The 14,689-nt window shown below is 35.0% G+C and carries 17 protein-coding genes; 9 read left to right on the top strand and 8 right to left on the bottom strand.

All coding sequences use genetic code 11. From position 1 onward, the window contains the following. Window positions 1-28 precede the first annotated feature (28 nt). Complete coding sequence (locus tag RHO11_02105; protein WVD61944.1) at window positions 29-394, top strand: cyclophilin-like fold protein; 366 nt, start codon at window positions 29-31, stop codon at window positions 392-394. 71 nt (window positions 395-465) lie between these two features. After that, on the top strand, window positions 466-1,533 hold the full coding sequence (locus RHO11_02100; GenBank protein ID WVD61943.1) for an alpha/beta hydrolase: 1,068 nt from the start codon (window positions 466-468) through the stop codon (window positions 1,531-1,533). Window positions 1,534-1,937: 404 nt separating this feature from the next. Here the strand turns inward: RHO11_02100 and RHO11_02095 are convergent, their stop codons facing one another. Continuing rightward, window positions 1,938-3,098 carry an SEL1-like repeat protein gene (locus tag RHO11_02095; GenBank protein WVD61942.1) on the bottom strand — a complete coding sequence of 387 codons (1,161 nt, stop codon included), beginning with the start codon at window positions 3,096-3,098 and terminating at the stop codon, window positions 1,938-1,940. A gap of 514 nt (window positions 3,099-3,612) precedes the next feature. On the opposite strand from RHO11_02095, the gene RHO11_02090 reads away from it, so the two are divergent. After that, window positions 3,613-4,428 carry a hypothetical protein gene (locus tag RHO11_02090; GenBank protein WVD61941.1) on the top strand — a complete coding sequence of 272 codons (816 nt, stop codon included), beginning with the start codon at window positions 3,613-3,615 and terminating at the stop codon, window positions 4,426-4,428. A 103-nt stretch (window positions 4,429-4,531) separates the two neighbouring features. Here RHO11_02090 and rluB read toward each other — a convergent pair whose 3' ends face one another. The 3 genes from rluB to RHO11_02075 all read right to left on the bottom strand — a co-directional run bounded on the left by rluB (window position 4,532) and on the right by RHO11_02075 (window position 6,952). Continuing rightward, window positions 4,532-5,392, bottom strand: a complete 861-nt coding sequence (rluB, locus tag RHO11_02085; GenBank protein WVD61940.1) for a 23S rRNA pseudouridine(2605) synthase RluB — start codon at window positions 5,390-5,392, stop codon at window positions 4,532-4,534. Between the two features lie 62 nt (window positions 5,393-5,454). Next, a complete protein-coding gene (locus tag RHO11_02080; GenBank protein ID WVD61939.1) occupies window positions 5,455-6,075 on the bottom strand; it encodes an L-threonylcarbamoyladenylate synthase in 621 nt (206 codons plus the stop codon). Window positions 6,076-6,091: 16 nt separating this feature from the next. Further along, window positions 6,092-6,952, bottom strand: coding sequence for a PHP domain-containing protein (locus RHO11_02075; protein ID WVD61938.1), 861 nt, complete (start codon window positions 6,950-6,952; stop codon window positions 6,092-6,094). Window positions 6,953-7,134: 182 nt separating this feature from the next. Between RHO11_02075 and rraB the strand changes: the two genes are divergently transcribed. The 4 genes from rraB (at window position 7,135) to RHO11_02055 (ending at window position 8,733) form a co-directional block, all read left to right on the top strand. After that, complete coding sequence (gene rraB / locus RHO11_02070; protein WVD61937.1) at window positions 7,135-7,536, top strand: ribonuclease E inhibitor RraB; 402 nt, start codon at window positions 7,135-7,137, stop codon at window positions 7,534-7,536. A 295-nt stretch (window positions 7,537-7,831) separates the two neighbouring features. Continuing rightward, window positions 7,832-8,026 (top strand): hypothetical protein, encoded by a 195-nt coding sequence (locus RHO11_02065; GenBank protein ID WVD61936.1) that lies wholly within the window; start codon window positions 7,832-7,834, stop codon window positions 8,024-8,026. A gap of 12 nt (window positions 8,027-8,038) precedes the next feature. Continuing rightward, window positions 8,039-8,278 (top strand): YeeE/YedE thiosulfate transporter family protein, encoded by a 240-nt coding sequence (locus RHO11_02060; protein ID WVD61935.1) that lies wholly within the window; start codon window positions 8,039-8,041, stop codon window positions 8,276-8,278. Next, window positions 8,278-8,733, top strand: coding sequence for a hypothetical protein (locus RHO11_02055; GenBank protein WVD61934.1), 456 nt, complete (start codon window positions 8,278-8,280; stop codon window positions 8,731-8,733). Before RHO11_02060 ends, RHO11_02055 begins: the two co-directional genes overlap by 1 nt. A 74-nt stretch (window positions 8,734-8,807) precedes the next feature. Here RHO11_02055 and kdsA read toward each other — a convergent pair whose 3' ends face one another. The 4 genes from kdsA to hemA all read right to left on the bottom strand — a co-directional run bounded on the left by kdsA (window position 8,808) and on the right by hemA (window position 12,993). Then, window positions 8,808-9,662 carry a 3-deoxy-8-phosphooctulonate synthase gene (kdsA, locus tag RHO11_02050; protein WVD61933.1) on the bottom strand — a complete coding sequence of 285 codons (855 nt, stop codon included), beginning with the start codon at window positions 9,660-9,662 and terminating at the stop codon, window positions 8,808-8,810. A gap of 29 nt (window positions 9,663-9,691) precedes the next feature. Next, window positions 9,692-10,528 (bottom strand): peptide chain release factor N(5)-glutamine methyltransferase, encoded by an 837-nt coding sequence (prmC, locus tag RHO11_02045; GenBank protein ID WVD61932.1) that lies wholly within the window; start codon window positions 10,526-10,528, stop codon window positions 9,692-9,694. Beyond that, window positions 10,525-11,610: a peptide chain release factor 1 gene (prfA, locus tag RHO11_02040; protein ID WVD61931.1), complete on the bottom strand. Its 1,086-nt coding sequence runs from the start codon at window positions 11,608-11,610 to the stop codon at window positions 10,525-10,527. Before prfA ends, prmC begins: the two co-directional genes overlap by 4 nt. 99 nt (window positions 11,611-11,709) lie before the next feature. Further along, a complete protein-coding gene (hemA, locus tag RHO11_02035; GenBank protein WVD61930.1) occupies window positions 11,710-12,993 on the bottom strand; it encodes a glutamyl-tRNA reductase in 1,284 nt (427 codons plus the stop codon). A 174-nt stretch (window positions 12,994-13,167) separates the two neighbouring features. On the opposite strand from hemA, the gene lolB reads away from it, so the two are divergent. Together lolB and ispE are read left to right on the top strand one after the other, a co-directional pair. Then, complete coding sequence (lolB, locus tag RHO11_02030) at window positions 13,168-13,803, top strand: lipoprotein insertase outer membrane protein LolB (protein WVD61929.1); 636 nt, start codon at window positions 13,168-13,170, stop codon at window positions 13,801-13,803. A 2-nt stretch (window positions 13,804-13,805) separates the two neighbouring features. Continuing rightward, complete coding sequence (gene ispE / locus RHO11_02025) at window positions 13,806-14,687, top strand: 4-(cytidine 5'-diphospho)-2-C-methyl-D-erythritol kinase (protein WVD61928.1); 882 nt, start codon at window positions 13,806-13,808, stop codon at window positions 14,685-14,687. Window positions 14,688-14,689 lie beyond the last annotated feature (2 nt).

The raw sequence follows: 14,689 nt of genomic DNA, 5'->3' as shown, positions 1-14,689 counted from the left end.
ATTTGCCAATTTTCCTAAGGATAAAATAATGAACACAATTATTGCACAAATTAAGCTATCTCACCCTAATGGAGTACTTATTATTAATCTGTATGACACTCCAGCTAGCCATCAATTACTAGCTCAGATACCATTAACTCTAGACTTTAGTGATTATGTTAACAGCGAGAAAATAGCTTATCTACCAAGAAAACTATCAATAAATAACACGCCAAATACACTACAACAAATAGGTGATTTTACTTACTATGCACCATGGGGAAATTTAGCAATTTTTTATTATGATTCAACTCGTCATCGTGATTTATATGCTCTCGGTTACATTGTATCTGGCAAAGAGCAATTAGTAACAATAACGGATAATTTCACTGCCTCACTAAGCATTGTCGACTAGCTAATGCTCTTCACCATACGTAACCGTTATACCAATTTGATATTAATCTATAACATGAAGAGGAAACTATCGTGAAAACAAAAATAAAGCAACTCAATCCATTTAACCATTTATCGTTATTAATAATGATGTTAGTAGGATTATTAACCTCATCTTTAGCAATAGGAGCTGATATGTCTAACAGTACGAATAATTTTTACAAAAGTGACGCTGTCACAATTAAAAAAGTTAATTTTAAAAACCAATATAATATGACGGTAGTTGGTAATCTTTTTTTACCTAATTATGTTGACAATAGTAAGCCTCTACCCGCAATTATTGTCGGGCATCCGATGGGAGCCGTAAAAGAACAAAGTGCTAATCTATACGCAACCAAAATGGCTGAACAAGGTTTTATTACGTTAGCTATTGATTTATCATTTTGGGGGGAGAGTGAAGGTCAACCTAGACAAGCTGTATCACCAGATATTTATGCCGAAGATTTTAGTGCAGCTGTCGATTTTTTAGGTAGCCAATCATTTGTCGATCGTAATAATATCGGTGTTATCGGTATTTGTGGTAGTGGTAGCTTTGCGATTAGCGCAGCTAAAATTGACCCTCGTTTAAAAGCTATTGCTACAATCAGTATGTATGATATGGGATCAGCTAATCGTAATGCACTTAATCACTCATTAACGTTAGAACAACGAAAACAAATTATTGATAATGCGGCACAGCAACGTTATGTTGAATTTATGGGTGGAAAAACACAATATACGAGTGGAACTGTTGATCAACTAAATGAAAATTCACAACCTATTGAGCGAGAGTTTTATGATTTTTATCGTACACCAAGGGGGGAATTTACGCCAGCCAGTTCAACAGCACAATTAACGACTCATCCGACATTAACCAGTAATGTTAAATTTATCAATTTCTATCCATTTAATGACATTGAAACTATTTCACCACGCCCAATGCTATTTATTACCGGAGATAAAGCTCACTCAAAAGAGTTTAGTGAAGACGCTTACCAACGGGCTGCACAACCGAAAGAGCTCTATTATGTAAAAAATGCTGGTCATGTCGATTTATATGATCGTGTTAATTTAATTCCGTTTGAAAAATTAACCGATTTTTTTAAACATAATTTGCAATAATTATCACTGAGCCATCAAATAGACATTAGTACATATTAAATGTGCTAATGTTACAGATATAGATAACTATTTTAGTCAATGACTCGAATTCGATACTCAGAAATAATATCAGAACACCCCTCGCCCTGAGAATTTCGATGTTCGTTCTGATTACGCCACTCTTTAACTGCATCAGCATCACGCTAAAACGACACAGAAAGGGGTGGTATTTCACTGGAAATAAAACCATCGGTTTGCTCTAAAGAGCTACTCAGGTTTTTGGCCAGTTTAAAGTAGTCAGCATCCCTACCTATGTTGCACTACACTTCGAAAATAACAACAATCATATGTTTACCTAAGAATCAGAGTGCGAAAATCAGTTTTACACATATTGTTTATAAAGCACGATATAAGCGCTTCATAAACTAAGGAGATAGTTCGGTTACAGCCTCGCAGCCATCATTGTTACCATCGTCACAAGCCTTTTGATAAAGTTCAATAGCTTTATCAATATCCACACTAACCCCTTCTCCTTTTTCATACATATAGGCTAAATTATATTGTGCAGTATGACTGCCTTTAAGTGCCGTCGATTCATATAACGTTTTAGCTTTTGTATAATCTTGCGCGATACCCAACCCCTGTTCATATAGATAACCTAAATTATTTTGTGCAGAAGCATCACCTTTATTTGCGGCTAATTCATAGTACTCTTTTGCTTTAGCATAATCTTTCATCACTCCTCTACCATGCATATATAAATAGCCTAAGTTATTTAGTCCACTGGCATTACCCTGATCTGCGGATAATTGATAATATTTTTTAGCCAGTAAGTAATTTTGTTCGACACCTAACCCTTCATCATACATATAACCTAAATTATTTTGTGCAGGAGCATCACCTTTATTTGCGGCTAATTCATACAACTCTTTTGCTTTGGTATAATTACGTTTGACACCTAAGCCATTACGATAAAGATTACCTAAGTTATTTAATGCAGATGTATTCCCTTGATTTGCCGATAACTCATACCACTCTTTTGCTTTGCTATAGCTCTTCTTGACACCTAAGCCATAATAATACAAGCTCGCTAAATTATTTTGAGCACTGGTGTTGCCTTGCTCAGCTGATAGTTGATACCACCGTTTAGCTTGACGATAATCTTGTTCTACCCCTAAACCAACATCATATAGGTAACCTAAATTATTTTGTGCAAATGCGTCATTTTGATCGGCAGATAGTTCAAATAACGCTTTCGCTTTAGCATAATCAATTGTGACACCACGACCATGCATATATAAATAGCCTAAGTTATTTAGTCCACCAGCATTACCCTGATCAGCGGATAATTGATAATATTTTTTAGCCAGTAAGTAATTTTGTTCAACACCTAACCCTTCATCATACATATAACCTAAGGTCGTTTGAGCATTGGCAGCTCCCGATTTAACCTCAGTAGAACAAGTTTTGAATGCTTTATCATAATTCTTTTCATCAAATAAAGTCTGACAATCTTTGTTATCAAAACAGGCGGAAAGCCCAGAACTGATGACGATTAACAAGCCTAGTTTTATTATTTTATTCACTAATGGAACCTATTCATCATTTTTAGCCTATTACTATAGAGTAAAAAGTATAAAATAAAAAAAAACTGATATCAATCGGGTTGTATTTAGTGGCTAAGCTAGGTTATTGTACTGTTATTTTATTCAGTACCAGAGGTAACATAAAATTCAGACGGCATAAGCAATAGATGTTTCGATACCAGAATAGCTCTTGTTTAACTTTTCAATACTATTATGTTACTGCTCTCTGATTCTGCAATAAAAATAATGTATTCAAGAGTCACGGTACCGCATAAAAAAACGATATAGTTACGCGCTTATATTAAAACTAATAAAGGACAACCTAAAAAAAACCATTTATAATCAAATTAATAAAATAATCAGGAATAGTCATAACATGAAATATCACTCATTTTTATTACTAGCTAGCCGTTTTATATTGATTTACGTTATATACCGCATTATTTTTTACACATATAACTATTATTCATTATTTACTCTAGTTTGGGAAAATGAGCCAAATATTGTTGTTATTATGTTATTTAATAGTCTAAAGCTTATTATTGCTAATGGGTTAATCTATTTTCTTATTGCTGCCTACTTTACTCAAAAATTGGGCTTAACAGATATAGGTAAAGCTTCGCTTGGTATTCTAATAGGCATCATTTTTTGTATGATCTCGTTTGGATTGACAATCCTTTTATCTCACATTATTTATCCATTTATTTCCGAGATAATATACATCCATCCATTGCTTAAAGCCGCAATCAACACACTATTACATATAGCAGTCCTCATTACTTTATTTACACTATTTAAAGCGAATAATACCGTTAAAGAAACAGCCTCAAAATTTACTAAATGTAGCATTCAATCATCCAATGCGACGGTATTAGGTTGTTTATCATTGGTAGTACTCATGTTGATGATAATTATCTTTGACCCACATTTACAATTAAACGAATTTATTGCGGCGCTATTAGGTATTATGCCTGTTGAGGTTACGCTATTTTTTGTAATTTCAATTCTGGTTAATCTAGTTATTTGTTACAATATTGTCTATTTCTCTACACGCAATAGTTTTAATGACATCGATAATAGATTGCATTGGAGATATTTATTTATTGTACTGATCTTAATGCTGATGCCTACGATCATTCTTAGTTCAGTTATATGGTTTCTAGAGCTAGATATTCTATTGGCAATAACCAATATTTCAGGTCTGCTCATGTTTATGTTAGGCCTGAGTTTGATGATATATGTAATTTTAGGCTTATCAGCACATTTTGCGGCTAAAATAGTATTCAGTTCAAAACATTCATCTATAGCAAATTCAAATATCATTACCTAAACCAGTATCAAGTTCAGTAATCAGATACTCAATAAACATTGGGCTAGAAACGACGATAGGAATAATCAAGTCTAAAATAGGTAGACTTGATTATTAGAATGACTTAAGCTTTATTGGACTTAAAATTTACGGTAGGACGTTTAGCACTAATACGTTTTGCAGGTTTCTTTTGCTGATCAACGCTTAAAAATGATTTTTCTTCCGTCGCAAGACCAACAAGTCCACGCAAATAGTTCACCGAACCAAGATCTAACTCAGTCCAAGTACCGCGTGATAACCATTTAGGAAGAGAAATATTACCATAACGAACACGTAATAATCGGCTAACTTGAACACCAACAGCTTCCCACATACGTCTAACTTCTCGGTTGCGACCTTCTGTGATCACCACATTAAACCATTTATTTAACCCAGCGCCGCCTTGTGAACTAATCGATTTAAACGATGCGGGTCCATCTTCAAGTTGTACCCCTTTCTTCAGCTGATATACTTGTTGATCAGTCACTTCACCAAAAACTCGCACTTGGTATTCACGTTCAACTTCATTACGAGGATGCATTAAACGATTTGCCAACTCTCCATCGGTAGTAAACAGTAGTAATCCTGAAGTATTGATATCTAATCGACCAATATTAATCCAACGAGAATTTTTTAATTTTGGTAGGTTGGTAAATACCGTCGCCCGCCCTTCTGGATCATTTTTAGAACAAATTTCACCTTCAGGCTTGTAATAAGCTAGTACACGGCAAACATCTTTATCTTTTGGTCTAATCGTAATCAGATTACCATTGATGCGAACTTTCGGCTGTGTCCGAATATCAATTCGATCACCTAATGTGGCAATCTTTCCATCTACACTAATTTTTTTTGCTTCAATTAATGCTTCTATTTCACGGCGAGAACCATGTCCTAAATTAGCTAAGACTTTTTGTAACTTTTCGGTATTTATATTCGGTTTTTGCATTTTTCCCTCGTTACCTTCACAGGTATCATAATTAATAATATAAAATCGGTTTTAAAATGATATTATTCAAATGGCGTAGCATCACCACTACCATGACGAATAATGTAAGGATAATCATTTGTTAAATCAACAATCGTCGTTGGTTGTTGACCAATGTAACCACCATGAATAATCGCATCTAATTGGTGGCCTATCTGTTGTTCAATCTCTTCTGGATCAGACTGCGCAAAATCATCATTTGGTAAAATTAATGTGGTAGTCATTAATGGTTTATCTAATAATTCAAGTAAACTTAAATCAATTTTGTGATCAGGGATCCTTAATCCAATAGTTTTACGTTTTTCATTCATTAAACGCCTTGGTACTTCTTTACTGGCTTCTAAAATAAATACATAACGTCCTGGTGTATTATTTTTTAGTAAACGAAACGTAGTATTATCAACGTAAGCATAAGCTGATAGTTCTGATAGATCACGACACATTAATGTAAAATTATGGTGTTTATCAAGATCCCTAATTTGACAGATGCGATCTAAACCCTGTTTGTTATCAAGTAAACAGCCTATAGAATATCCAGAGTCAGTTGGAAAAGCAATGACGCCCTGATCTTTTAAAATAGCGACGACTTGCTCTAATAATCGTTTTTGTGGATTATCGGGATGAATATAAAACATTTGTGCCATAAATCTAATCTCTCGTTTAACAATTTTTTGTTAAAGACCAATCGTGCCAAATTGGAGTGACACGACTCGGTAGTGGGTGCGTTTTACCTAAATCTAGATACCCTACTGTATCATGAAAATCAGAACCTTGCGATGCGAGTAAGCCAAACTCACAAGCACACTTAGCCAAAGAACTCAAATCATCAAGCGTTTGCCGGCTTTGCGAAACCTCTATTCCATCACCACCATGCTCTTTAAAATAGCCAATTAATGTTTTCATTTTACTTAATGTATACCCATAGCGAGATGGATGAGCCAATACACTTTGGCCATTAGCTTCATGAATTGTCTCTATCGCTATCTCAATTGAGGTCCATTTAGGCGCAACGTACGCATAACCGGATTTACCTAAATACTTTTTAAATGCTTTAGGGATATCTTTAACATAGCCTTTTTCAACTAAAAAGCGAGCAAAGTGTGCTCGAGATACGATATCACCTTTAGCATAAACTTGTGCTTGCTCATACGCATCAGCAATACTTACCTTACTTAATTTATAAGCAATCTCTTTAGCTCGTTCAATACGTTGATGCTCTTGCATCATTAATAGATTCTGTAACCTTTCACTCTGAACATCAATATTTAAGCCAACAATATGAATTTCAGTACTTTTCCAAAAAGTCGAAATTTCAACACCATTAATTAAATGAATAGGTAAATTATGCTGAGCAATATATTGATGAGCTTCTGCCAATCCTTTCACTGTATCATGATCTGTAATCGCGATAACATTGACCTTATTATCAACTGCACGCTGTATCAATGCTGATGGGCTAAGAACACCATCTGAGGCAGTAGTATGAGAATGAAGATCATAAAGATAAGTTAAGTCAGCCATTGGGTAGTCGATATCTCAATATTTTTACACTAAAATCATATATTACAGCAATATTATAACGAAAATAAAATAATAACTGTAAACTTAAATTAATAAAAGATTATTCTTTAGATAATAACAGTGTAATATAGCACACAATATTAGTTATTCCTCATTATATCTTTTTCTTATATAGGTTTATTATGAAAGCACAAATCGAACAAGCACAACAAGATACTTATTCAATAATAGAAGAGTTATTAAATGATGGTAGTGATCCAGATGCATTATATTTAATAGAACATCATATTTCTGCTACTGACTTTGATACTCTTGAAAAAGTTGCGGTTGAAGCATTTAAATTAGGCTATGAAGTCACCGATCCTGAAGATATGGATGATGAAAACCAACAAGAACTCGTCTGCTGTGACATTATTAGTGAAATCCCCTTGGATGCTGAATTAATCAATTCTCAAATAGCACAGATAATTGAACTTACCAACAAATTTGCTGTTAATTATGATGGTTGGGGAACTTATTTCGAAGATGGTGAAGACGACGATTATGATGATGAAGAAGAAGACGAACAAGAGACTCTTCACTAATCATTTAAAAAATAGAGTGCATCAATTGATGCACTTATTACACACTATCTAACCTATTGTATCTCAATCATTTTTAATTCATTAACCATTAAAGTTATCACAACGTTACTCTAGAAAACGTCCTGATGATTGGTGATATGAATTCCTATTTACTTTTATCATTTCTTTATCAAATTTAAACGCAATGTTTAATCAGCTTTATGCAATATTTTGTTAAAATTTTTTATTATCACATTCACTTAAATGATTAAATTTCGATTAACCATTTAGTAACCAATAGTATATGGGGTTGAATATGGAGTTAACACTCAATGACATTATCAGCGGAATAATAGGTGGCGTGCTAATTGGTTTAGCAAGTGCCCTAATCTGGCTGACACTAGGGCGAATAGCAGGAATCAGTGGTATCCTCAGCAAGCTATTTTCGTTAGATTATAAACTACACGCTTGGCGTATCAGTTTTGTGGTAGGTTTACTAGCAGGCGGATGACTATTTTCAATCTTGTTCCCATTACCAGAGCCACTAATAACGATGACTGGCGATAATAGTGGATTAGCCATAATAGGTGGTTTACTCGTCGGCTTTGGTGCTGTTTATGGTTCCGGCTGTACTAGTGGTCATGGTGTTTGTGGATTATCTCGTTTATCTAAACGCTCTTTTACTGCGGTAGGATTATTTATATTATGTGGAATGATAACCGTCACATTGTTACATATTATCAATAATAGGAGCCTATTATAATGCCTCAATCAATTAAAATTATTTTAGTCTCTTTTTTGGCTGGTATTATTTTTGCCGCAGGTTTAGTCATCGCAAGTATGAATAATCCTAACTATGTACAAGGATTTCTCAATATTGGCGGACTAATCAATCAATCTTGGTTTGGTACTTGGTATCCTAAACTCGCTTTTGTCATGTTTGGTGCTGTAAGTGTGATGTTTGTTGTTTTTAAAATAACAAACGCTAAAAAATCACCACATATCAAACTGCTTTTATCTGAGAAGTTTAATTTACCAACAAAGACCATAATTGATAAAAAATTAGTGATTGGCGCAAGCTTATTTGGTGTCGGTTGGGGGTTATATGGTTATTGCCCAGGCCCAGCTATTGCAAGTTTATTAGTCGCAAACTCTCATTTACTTCTGTTTATTATCTGTATGATAGTCGGTATGCTCTTTGCAAGAAAAATAAGCTAAATAATATTACAGAAAATAGATATGAATAAGGGGGAACATATCCCCCTTATAAATGGTAAGTTGCTAACTAAAAATTAATTTTCAGTATCTAGCTCAGCAAAGCTTTTCACTAACTCATCAATCGCCTTCATCTGTTTTAAGAATGGCTCTAGCTTAGCTAGTGGTAATGCTGAAGGTCCGTCACATTTAGCATGAGCAGGATCAGGATGAGACTCAAGGAATAATCCGGCAATACCAACAGCCATTCCAGATCTCGCTAGTTCGGTCACTTGCCCTCTTCTACCACCAGAAGCAACGCCCATCGGATCACGACACTGTAAAGCATGAGTGACATCAAAAATAACCGGTGATCCGTTGCTCACTTTTTTCATGATATTGAAACCTAGCATATCAACAACAAGGTTATCATAACCAAAACAGCTACCACGATCACATAGAATAACTTGCTCATTACCAGCTTCTGCAAATTTTTCAACAATATTGCCCATCTGCCCAGGACTGACAAATTGTGGTTTTTTCACGTTGATAACAGCACCTGTTTTAGCCATCGCAACAATCAGGTCAGTCTGTCGAGCTAAGAATGCCGGTAGTTGGATCACATCAACGACTTCAGCAACTGGTTTACACTGCTCTTCAGTGTGCACATCTGTAATAATTTTAATACCGAAAGTATCTTTTAGCTCCTGAAATAGCTTCATGCCTTCTTCAAGACCTGGACCGCGATAAGAGTGAACTGATGAGCGATTTGCTTTATCAAATGACGCTTTAAACACATACGGAATGTTTAATTTTTGTGTTACTGTGACATAATGTTCACAGATTTTCATCGCCAGATCTCGTGATTCTAATACATTCATTCCGCCAAATAACACAAACGGTAAATCATTAGCAACTGAAATATCACCAATTTTAACAATTTTTTGTTTCATAATTTCTTCCTAAATCTAGTCATTAAAAGTCAGGGTTTAAACCAACGGCCCACTGTCACTCTATCATTACCACTGTAATCGGTATGTGTTTCAACTAATTGGAACCCTTGCTGTTTAAAAATAGTTTGTACCATCTCACCTTGTTGCCATCCGTGTTCAATCAGTAACCAACCATATTGATTAAGATGCTTTGTTGCTCCTTGTACAATAATCTTTATATCCGCAAAACCATCATCTTCGGATACTAATGCACTACGCGGTTCGTAACGCACATCACCTTGTGATAAATGCACATCTGTTGGTTCAATATAAGGCGGATTACTGACAATCATCGAAAATTTTCGGCCTTTAATCGATTTATACCAGTTACCCAGTGAAAAGTAGACATTGTTTACACCAATTTGTCTGGCATTTTTTTGAGCAAGCTCAAGTGCCTCCAAACTATTATCGACAGCTGTAAATAAGCAATCTGGTCTTTCTGTTGCCATCGCAATGGTAATAGCGCCAGTACCAGTTCCTAGATCCAGAACTTCACAAGGTACTTTTGGTAAAAATTCTAATGCTAATTCAACTAATTTTTCAGTATCGGGACGAGGAATTAACGTCGCTGGAGAAACATTAAAATTAAGCGACCAAAACTCTCTAACGCCAGTAATATAGGCTATCGGTTCACCATCTTTGCGACGTTTTAAATAATCATCTAAACGCTGTAATTGTTCGTGGGTTAATTGCGTTTCACAAAATGCCATTAAAAAAGTACGTGTACGGCCTGTTGCGAAACCTAATAAAATTTCAGCATCACGCCTTGGACTATCACTACCATTTAAAGTATTTGTTGCTTGCTTTAACCACTCTAAATAAGTCATGCATCTTGTTCCGATAATGCAGCTAATTGATCGGCTTGATACTCTTGAACAATTGGATCAACTAGCATTTCTAGTTTACCTTCCATCACCTCATCTAAACGATAGATCGTTAGATTAATGCGGTGATCAGTAACGCGACCTTGCGGATAGTTGTAGGTACGAATACGATCTGAACGATCGCCTGATCCTAGTAAGTTACGTCTTGTTGATGCTTCTTCTTGTTGACGCTTTTGTCGTTCAGCATCTTGAATTCTAGCGGCTAATACCGACATTGCTTTAGCTTTATTTTTATGTTGTGATCGCTCATCTTGGCACTCAACAACAATACCAGTTGGAATATGGGTAATTCGAATTGCAGAATCCGTTGTATTAACGTGCTGTCCACCCGCACCAGAAGAGCGGAAGGTATCAATACGTAGATCAGCAGGACTAATTTCCGGTAATTCAGCTTCAGGAATTTCAGGTAATACTGCAATAGTACAAGCTGAAGTGTGAATACGCCCTTGTGACTCAGTTTCTGGTACACGTTGAACACGGTGACCACCTGATTCAAATTTTAAATTACCATAAACACTATCACCGCTAACTAATAAAATCACCTCTTTATAACCGCCGTGTTCACCGTCATTTGAACTCATAATTTCGGTACGCCAACGCTTAGATTCTGCATATTTAGTGTACATTCTCGCCAAATCACCTGCAAAAATAGCCGCTTCATCACCGCCAGTTCCCGCTCGAATTTCAAGAAAACAGTTATATTCATCATTAGGATCTTTTGGTAATAGTAAGACCTGTAGCTGACTTTCTAATGATTCAACTCTCTCTTTAGCATCGTTAAGCTCCTCTTGCGCCATCTCACCCATCTCCGGATCAGATAACATCGATTTAGCCGTTTCAATATCTTCTTGTGTTGTTTTCCATTGTTCAAAACACTTAACAACGTCTGTTAATTGGGAATACTCTTTTGATAAAGCTCTAAAACGATCCTGATCAGAGATAACAGCAGGATCAGATAATAACGCTTGTACTTCTTCAAATCGTTCTTGTAAGGCTTCTAATTTAGCTATAATTGAGGGTTTCATATAAAGGGAACACCTTGTTCATGTATTGTTCAGTAATGTAGTTTAATAAAGTCGTTTAATAAAATATGATAGATAAATATTAAAATATCAGCTAAATAGCTAATTTTCTTTCAAACCAAAACTTTCACTTAATACTTTTAAACAGTCACAGCAATCTTTTGTAGCTGCTTGCAATAATGTTTGAGTTGGAGCATGAATTAATCGATTAGTAAGTTGATAAGATAACTTATTTAGTACATCGTCAACATCGGCACCTTGCTTAATGGCAGATACCGCTTTACCAGTCAGCTCTAGTTTAATCATTTCAGCATTTTCACGATATTGCTTAACGAGATCAACGGCATTACGAGAGCGTAACCAACTCATAAAAATATCGGCTTCTTCTTCAATAATATAAATGGCTTCTTTAGCAGCAATAGCCCGCTGCTCTAAGTTAGATTGAACGGTTTTTTGTAAATCATCAAGAGTAAATAATTGAACATCATCAAGTTGAGCTATTTCAGCTTCAATATCTCTTGGTACTGCTAAATCAATAAATAACATTTTACTGTCAGCAGCGTTTTGTTTACGAATAGACATTGAACGTTCAACCATTCCTTTACCAATAATAGGTAATGGACTTGCTGTTGAACTAATCACAATATCAACATCTTTAAGACGTACTGCAATATCAGGTAATGCAATAATCTCTGCATCCATCAGATTAGCTAGTTTTAACGCTTTTTCTCGCGTTCGATTAGCGACAATAATTTTATTAAATCCATGCTGTTTAAGATAACGGGCGATCAGCTCAATTGTTTCACCAGCTCCAACTAACATCACATTTAATGATGATGAACACGAAAATAACTGGCGAGCAACAAGACATGCTGAATAAGCAACTGAGGCAGTGTTAGAACCGATTTCTGTTTCAGTTCGCACGCGCTTAGCGACATGAAAAATACGCTGAAATAATTTTTCCAGCTCACCAGATAAACATTTATGCTGGTGGGAATAGCTATAAGCTTGCTTAACCTGACCTAATATTTGTGGCTCACCTAAAATCATTGAGTCAATACCACTAGCGACTTTCATCAAATGTTCCACAGCTTCTTGACCATCATGCCAATATAAGCTTCCTTGATAATCTGCTAGTTGAATTTGATGATACTGGCTTAGCCATAACTCAACCGAAACCTTAATACGAGGTAAATCAATAATATGCTCATAACTGATATAAATTTCAGTACGATTACAAGTAGACAAAATAACACACCCATTCAGTAATGGGTGCTGATGCAAATGATATAAAGCGTTCTCAATTGAATCAGGAGAAAAGGCAATTTTCTCCCGTAATGCAACTGGCGCAGTTTTATGATTAATTCCGACTATTGCTATAGACATAACTTCTAATTTCTTAACTGTATAAAATACAATTTTATATTTAATTGTGGATGATTATACACAAAAAAAGCCTAAAAGTTAATAACTGAAAAACAATCGCAGACTATTGTTTCCCTTGTAGAAAACTATTCGTTATAATAACCGGTATTGTTTGATTTTGTATGGTTAAGAAAAATGCGTTCATTTTTTCAATGTTATCGAATTATAGTGCTATCCATTGTTGTTTTAATGATGACAGCCTGTGTTAATAATTCTCAAAATTTAACGGGCGACAAGCAGCAAATAGCTTGGCAAAAACATCAACAGCAATTATCTAATTTAACCAAATATCAAGCAACCGGTAGTTTGTCCTATATTACAACTAAAACCAAATATTATGGTCGTTTCTATCTTAATCAGACCTCAGATAATGAGTATCAATTAAAATTAACGAGCCCAATTGGAACATCAATATTTTCATTAACTGTTACCCCATATCTTGCTGAACTGACAACTCAAAATGGTAAAAAATATACTGATGAGAATGTTGAACGTTTAATGAGCCAATTAACGGGTATGGATATTCCATTTAAATCATTACATAATTGGTTTAAAGGCTTGTCTGATAATCCGTCGCAAGATAAGTTAGATTCCAGTGGCCGATTAGCTAAAACAACGTTGCCACAAAATAATCAAAATTGGCTATTAACTATCAATAAATATAGTACCTATCGTTTTGCAAACCAAAATATTGAATTACCTTATAGTATCGATTTAAACAATAAAAACGATATTCTAAAACTGACTATTAATAACTGGAAAATAAATTAAAAATGAGTATCCAACAGGAGTGGCCGTCGCCTGCTAAACTTAATCTGTTTTTATATATCACAGGGCAACGTACTGATGGCTATCACAACTTGCAAACACTATTCCAATTTATTGATTATTGTGATTATCTCAACTTTGAACCTCGTCAAGATCAAGTTGTTTTTCTAAAAACAGAATTTAACGATGTTAAACATGATGATAATTTAATTATTAAAGCCGCTAATTTACTGATTAATTATGTTAAAAGACAGTATCCTAATTTTATCGTGCCTTATGGCGTTACAATTTCGATTGATAAAAAATTACCAATGGGTGGAGGCTTAGGCGGAGGTTCATCAAACGCAGCCACAACATTAGTTGCTCTAAATCATCTTTGGCAATTACAGTTGAGTAAAGAGCAATTGATGTCAATTGGTAGTAAAATTGGTGCCGATGTACCTATTTTTATCTTCGGACACAGCGCATTTGCACAAGGCGTTGGTGACGATCTTGTCGCTATTGATGTTCCTGAAAAGTGGTATTTAGTTATTAAACCAGATGTTAATATCGCTACTGCAAAAATTTTTACTACACCGACATTAAAACGTGACACTGTAACTAGAACTATTAGTGAATTACTTGAATTACCATTTGCTAATGATTGTGAAAATACGGTTCGCGAACTATACCCTGAAATAGATCATTTAATATCATTGATGGCAAGTCAAGCCCCTACTCGCTTAACTGGAACTGGATCTTGCATTTTTTGTGAATGTGATAGTGAGCAACATGCACATTCATTACAACTATTTTTACAGCAACAGTATGATTCAGCCGCAAAAATAACTAGCTTTATTGCGCAAGGAATAAACTGTTCGCCGCTGTCCAAAACAGTAAATCATTAATC

It is taken from the genome of Orbaceae bacterium BiB (assembly GCA_036251205.1).
GTDB classification, from domain to species: domain Bacteria; phylum Pseudomonadota; class Gammaproteobacteria; order Enterobacterales; family Orbaceae; genus Orbus; species Orbus mooreae.
The sequence above is the reverse complement of the archived record's forward strand: the minus strand, read 5'-3'. Positions and strand labels throughout refer to the sequence as shown.

Excerpts from the sequence above, each read along its gene's own strand:
- RHO11_02105 (WVD61944.1), top strand. The coding sequence starts at position 29 with ATGAACACAATTATTGCACAAATTAAGCTATCTCACCCTAATGGAGTA.
- RHO11_02090 (WVD61941.1), top strand. The coding sequence starts at position 3,613 with ATGTTATTTAATAGTCTAAAGCTTATTATTGCTAATGGGTTAATCTAT.
- rluB (WVD61940.1), bottom strand. The coding sequence starts at position 5,392 with ATGCAAAAACCGAATATAAATACCGAAAAGTTACAAAAAGTCTTAGCT.
- RHO11_02080 (WVD61939.1), bottom strand. The coding sequence starts at position 6,075 with ATGGCACAAATGTTTTATATTCATCCCGATAATCCACAAAAACGATTA.
- RHO11_02075 (WVD61938.1), bottom strand. The coding sequence starts at position 6,952 with ATGGCTGACTTAACTTATCTTTATGATCTTCATTCTCATACTACTGCC.
- rraB (WVD61937.1), top strand. The coding sequence starts at position 7,135 with ATGAAAGCACAAATCGAACAAGCACAACAAGATACTTATTCAATAATA.
- RHO11_02065 (WVD61936.1), top strand. The coding sequence starts at position 7,832 with ATGGAGTTAACACTCAATGACATTATCAGCGGAATAATAGGTGGCGTG.
- RHO11_02055 (WVD61934.1), top strand. The coding sequence starts at position 8,278 with ATGCCTCAATCAATTAAAATTATTTTAGTCTCTTTTTTGGCTGGTATT.
- kdsA (WVD61933.1), bottom strand. The coding sequence starts at position 9,662 with ATGAAACAAAAAATTGTTAAAATTGGTGATATTTCAGTTGCTAATGAT.
- prmC (WVD61932.1), bottom strand. The coding sequence starts at position 10,528 with ATGACTTATTTAGAGTGGTTAAAGCAAGCAACAAATACTTTAAATGGT.
- prfA (WVD61931.1), bottom strand. The coding sequence starts at position 11,610 with ATGAAACCCTCAATTATAGCTAAATTAGAAGCCTTACAAGAACGATTT.
- hemA (WVD61930.1), bottom strand. The coding sequence starts at position 12,993 with ATGTCTATAGCAATAGTCGGAATTAATCATAAAACTGCGCCAGTTGCA.
- lolB (WVD61929.1), top strand. The coding sequence starts at position 13,168 with ATGCGTTCATTTTTTCAATGTTATCGAATTATAGTGCTATCCATTGTT.
- ispE (WVD61928.1), top strand. The coding sequence starts at position 13,806 with ATGAGTATCCAACAGGAGTGGCCGTCGCCTGCTAAACTTAATCTGTTT.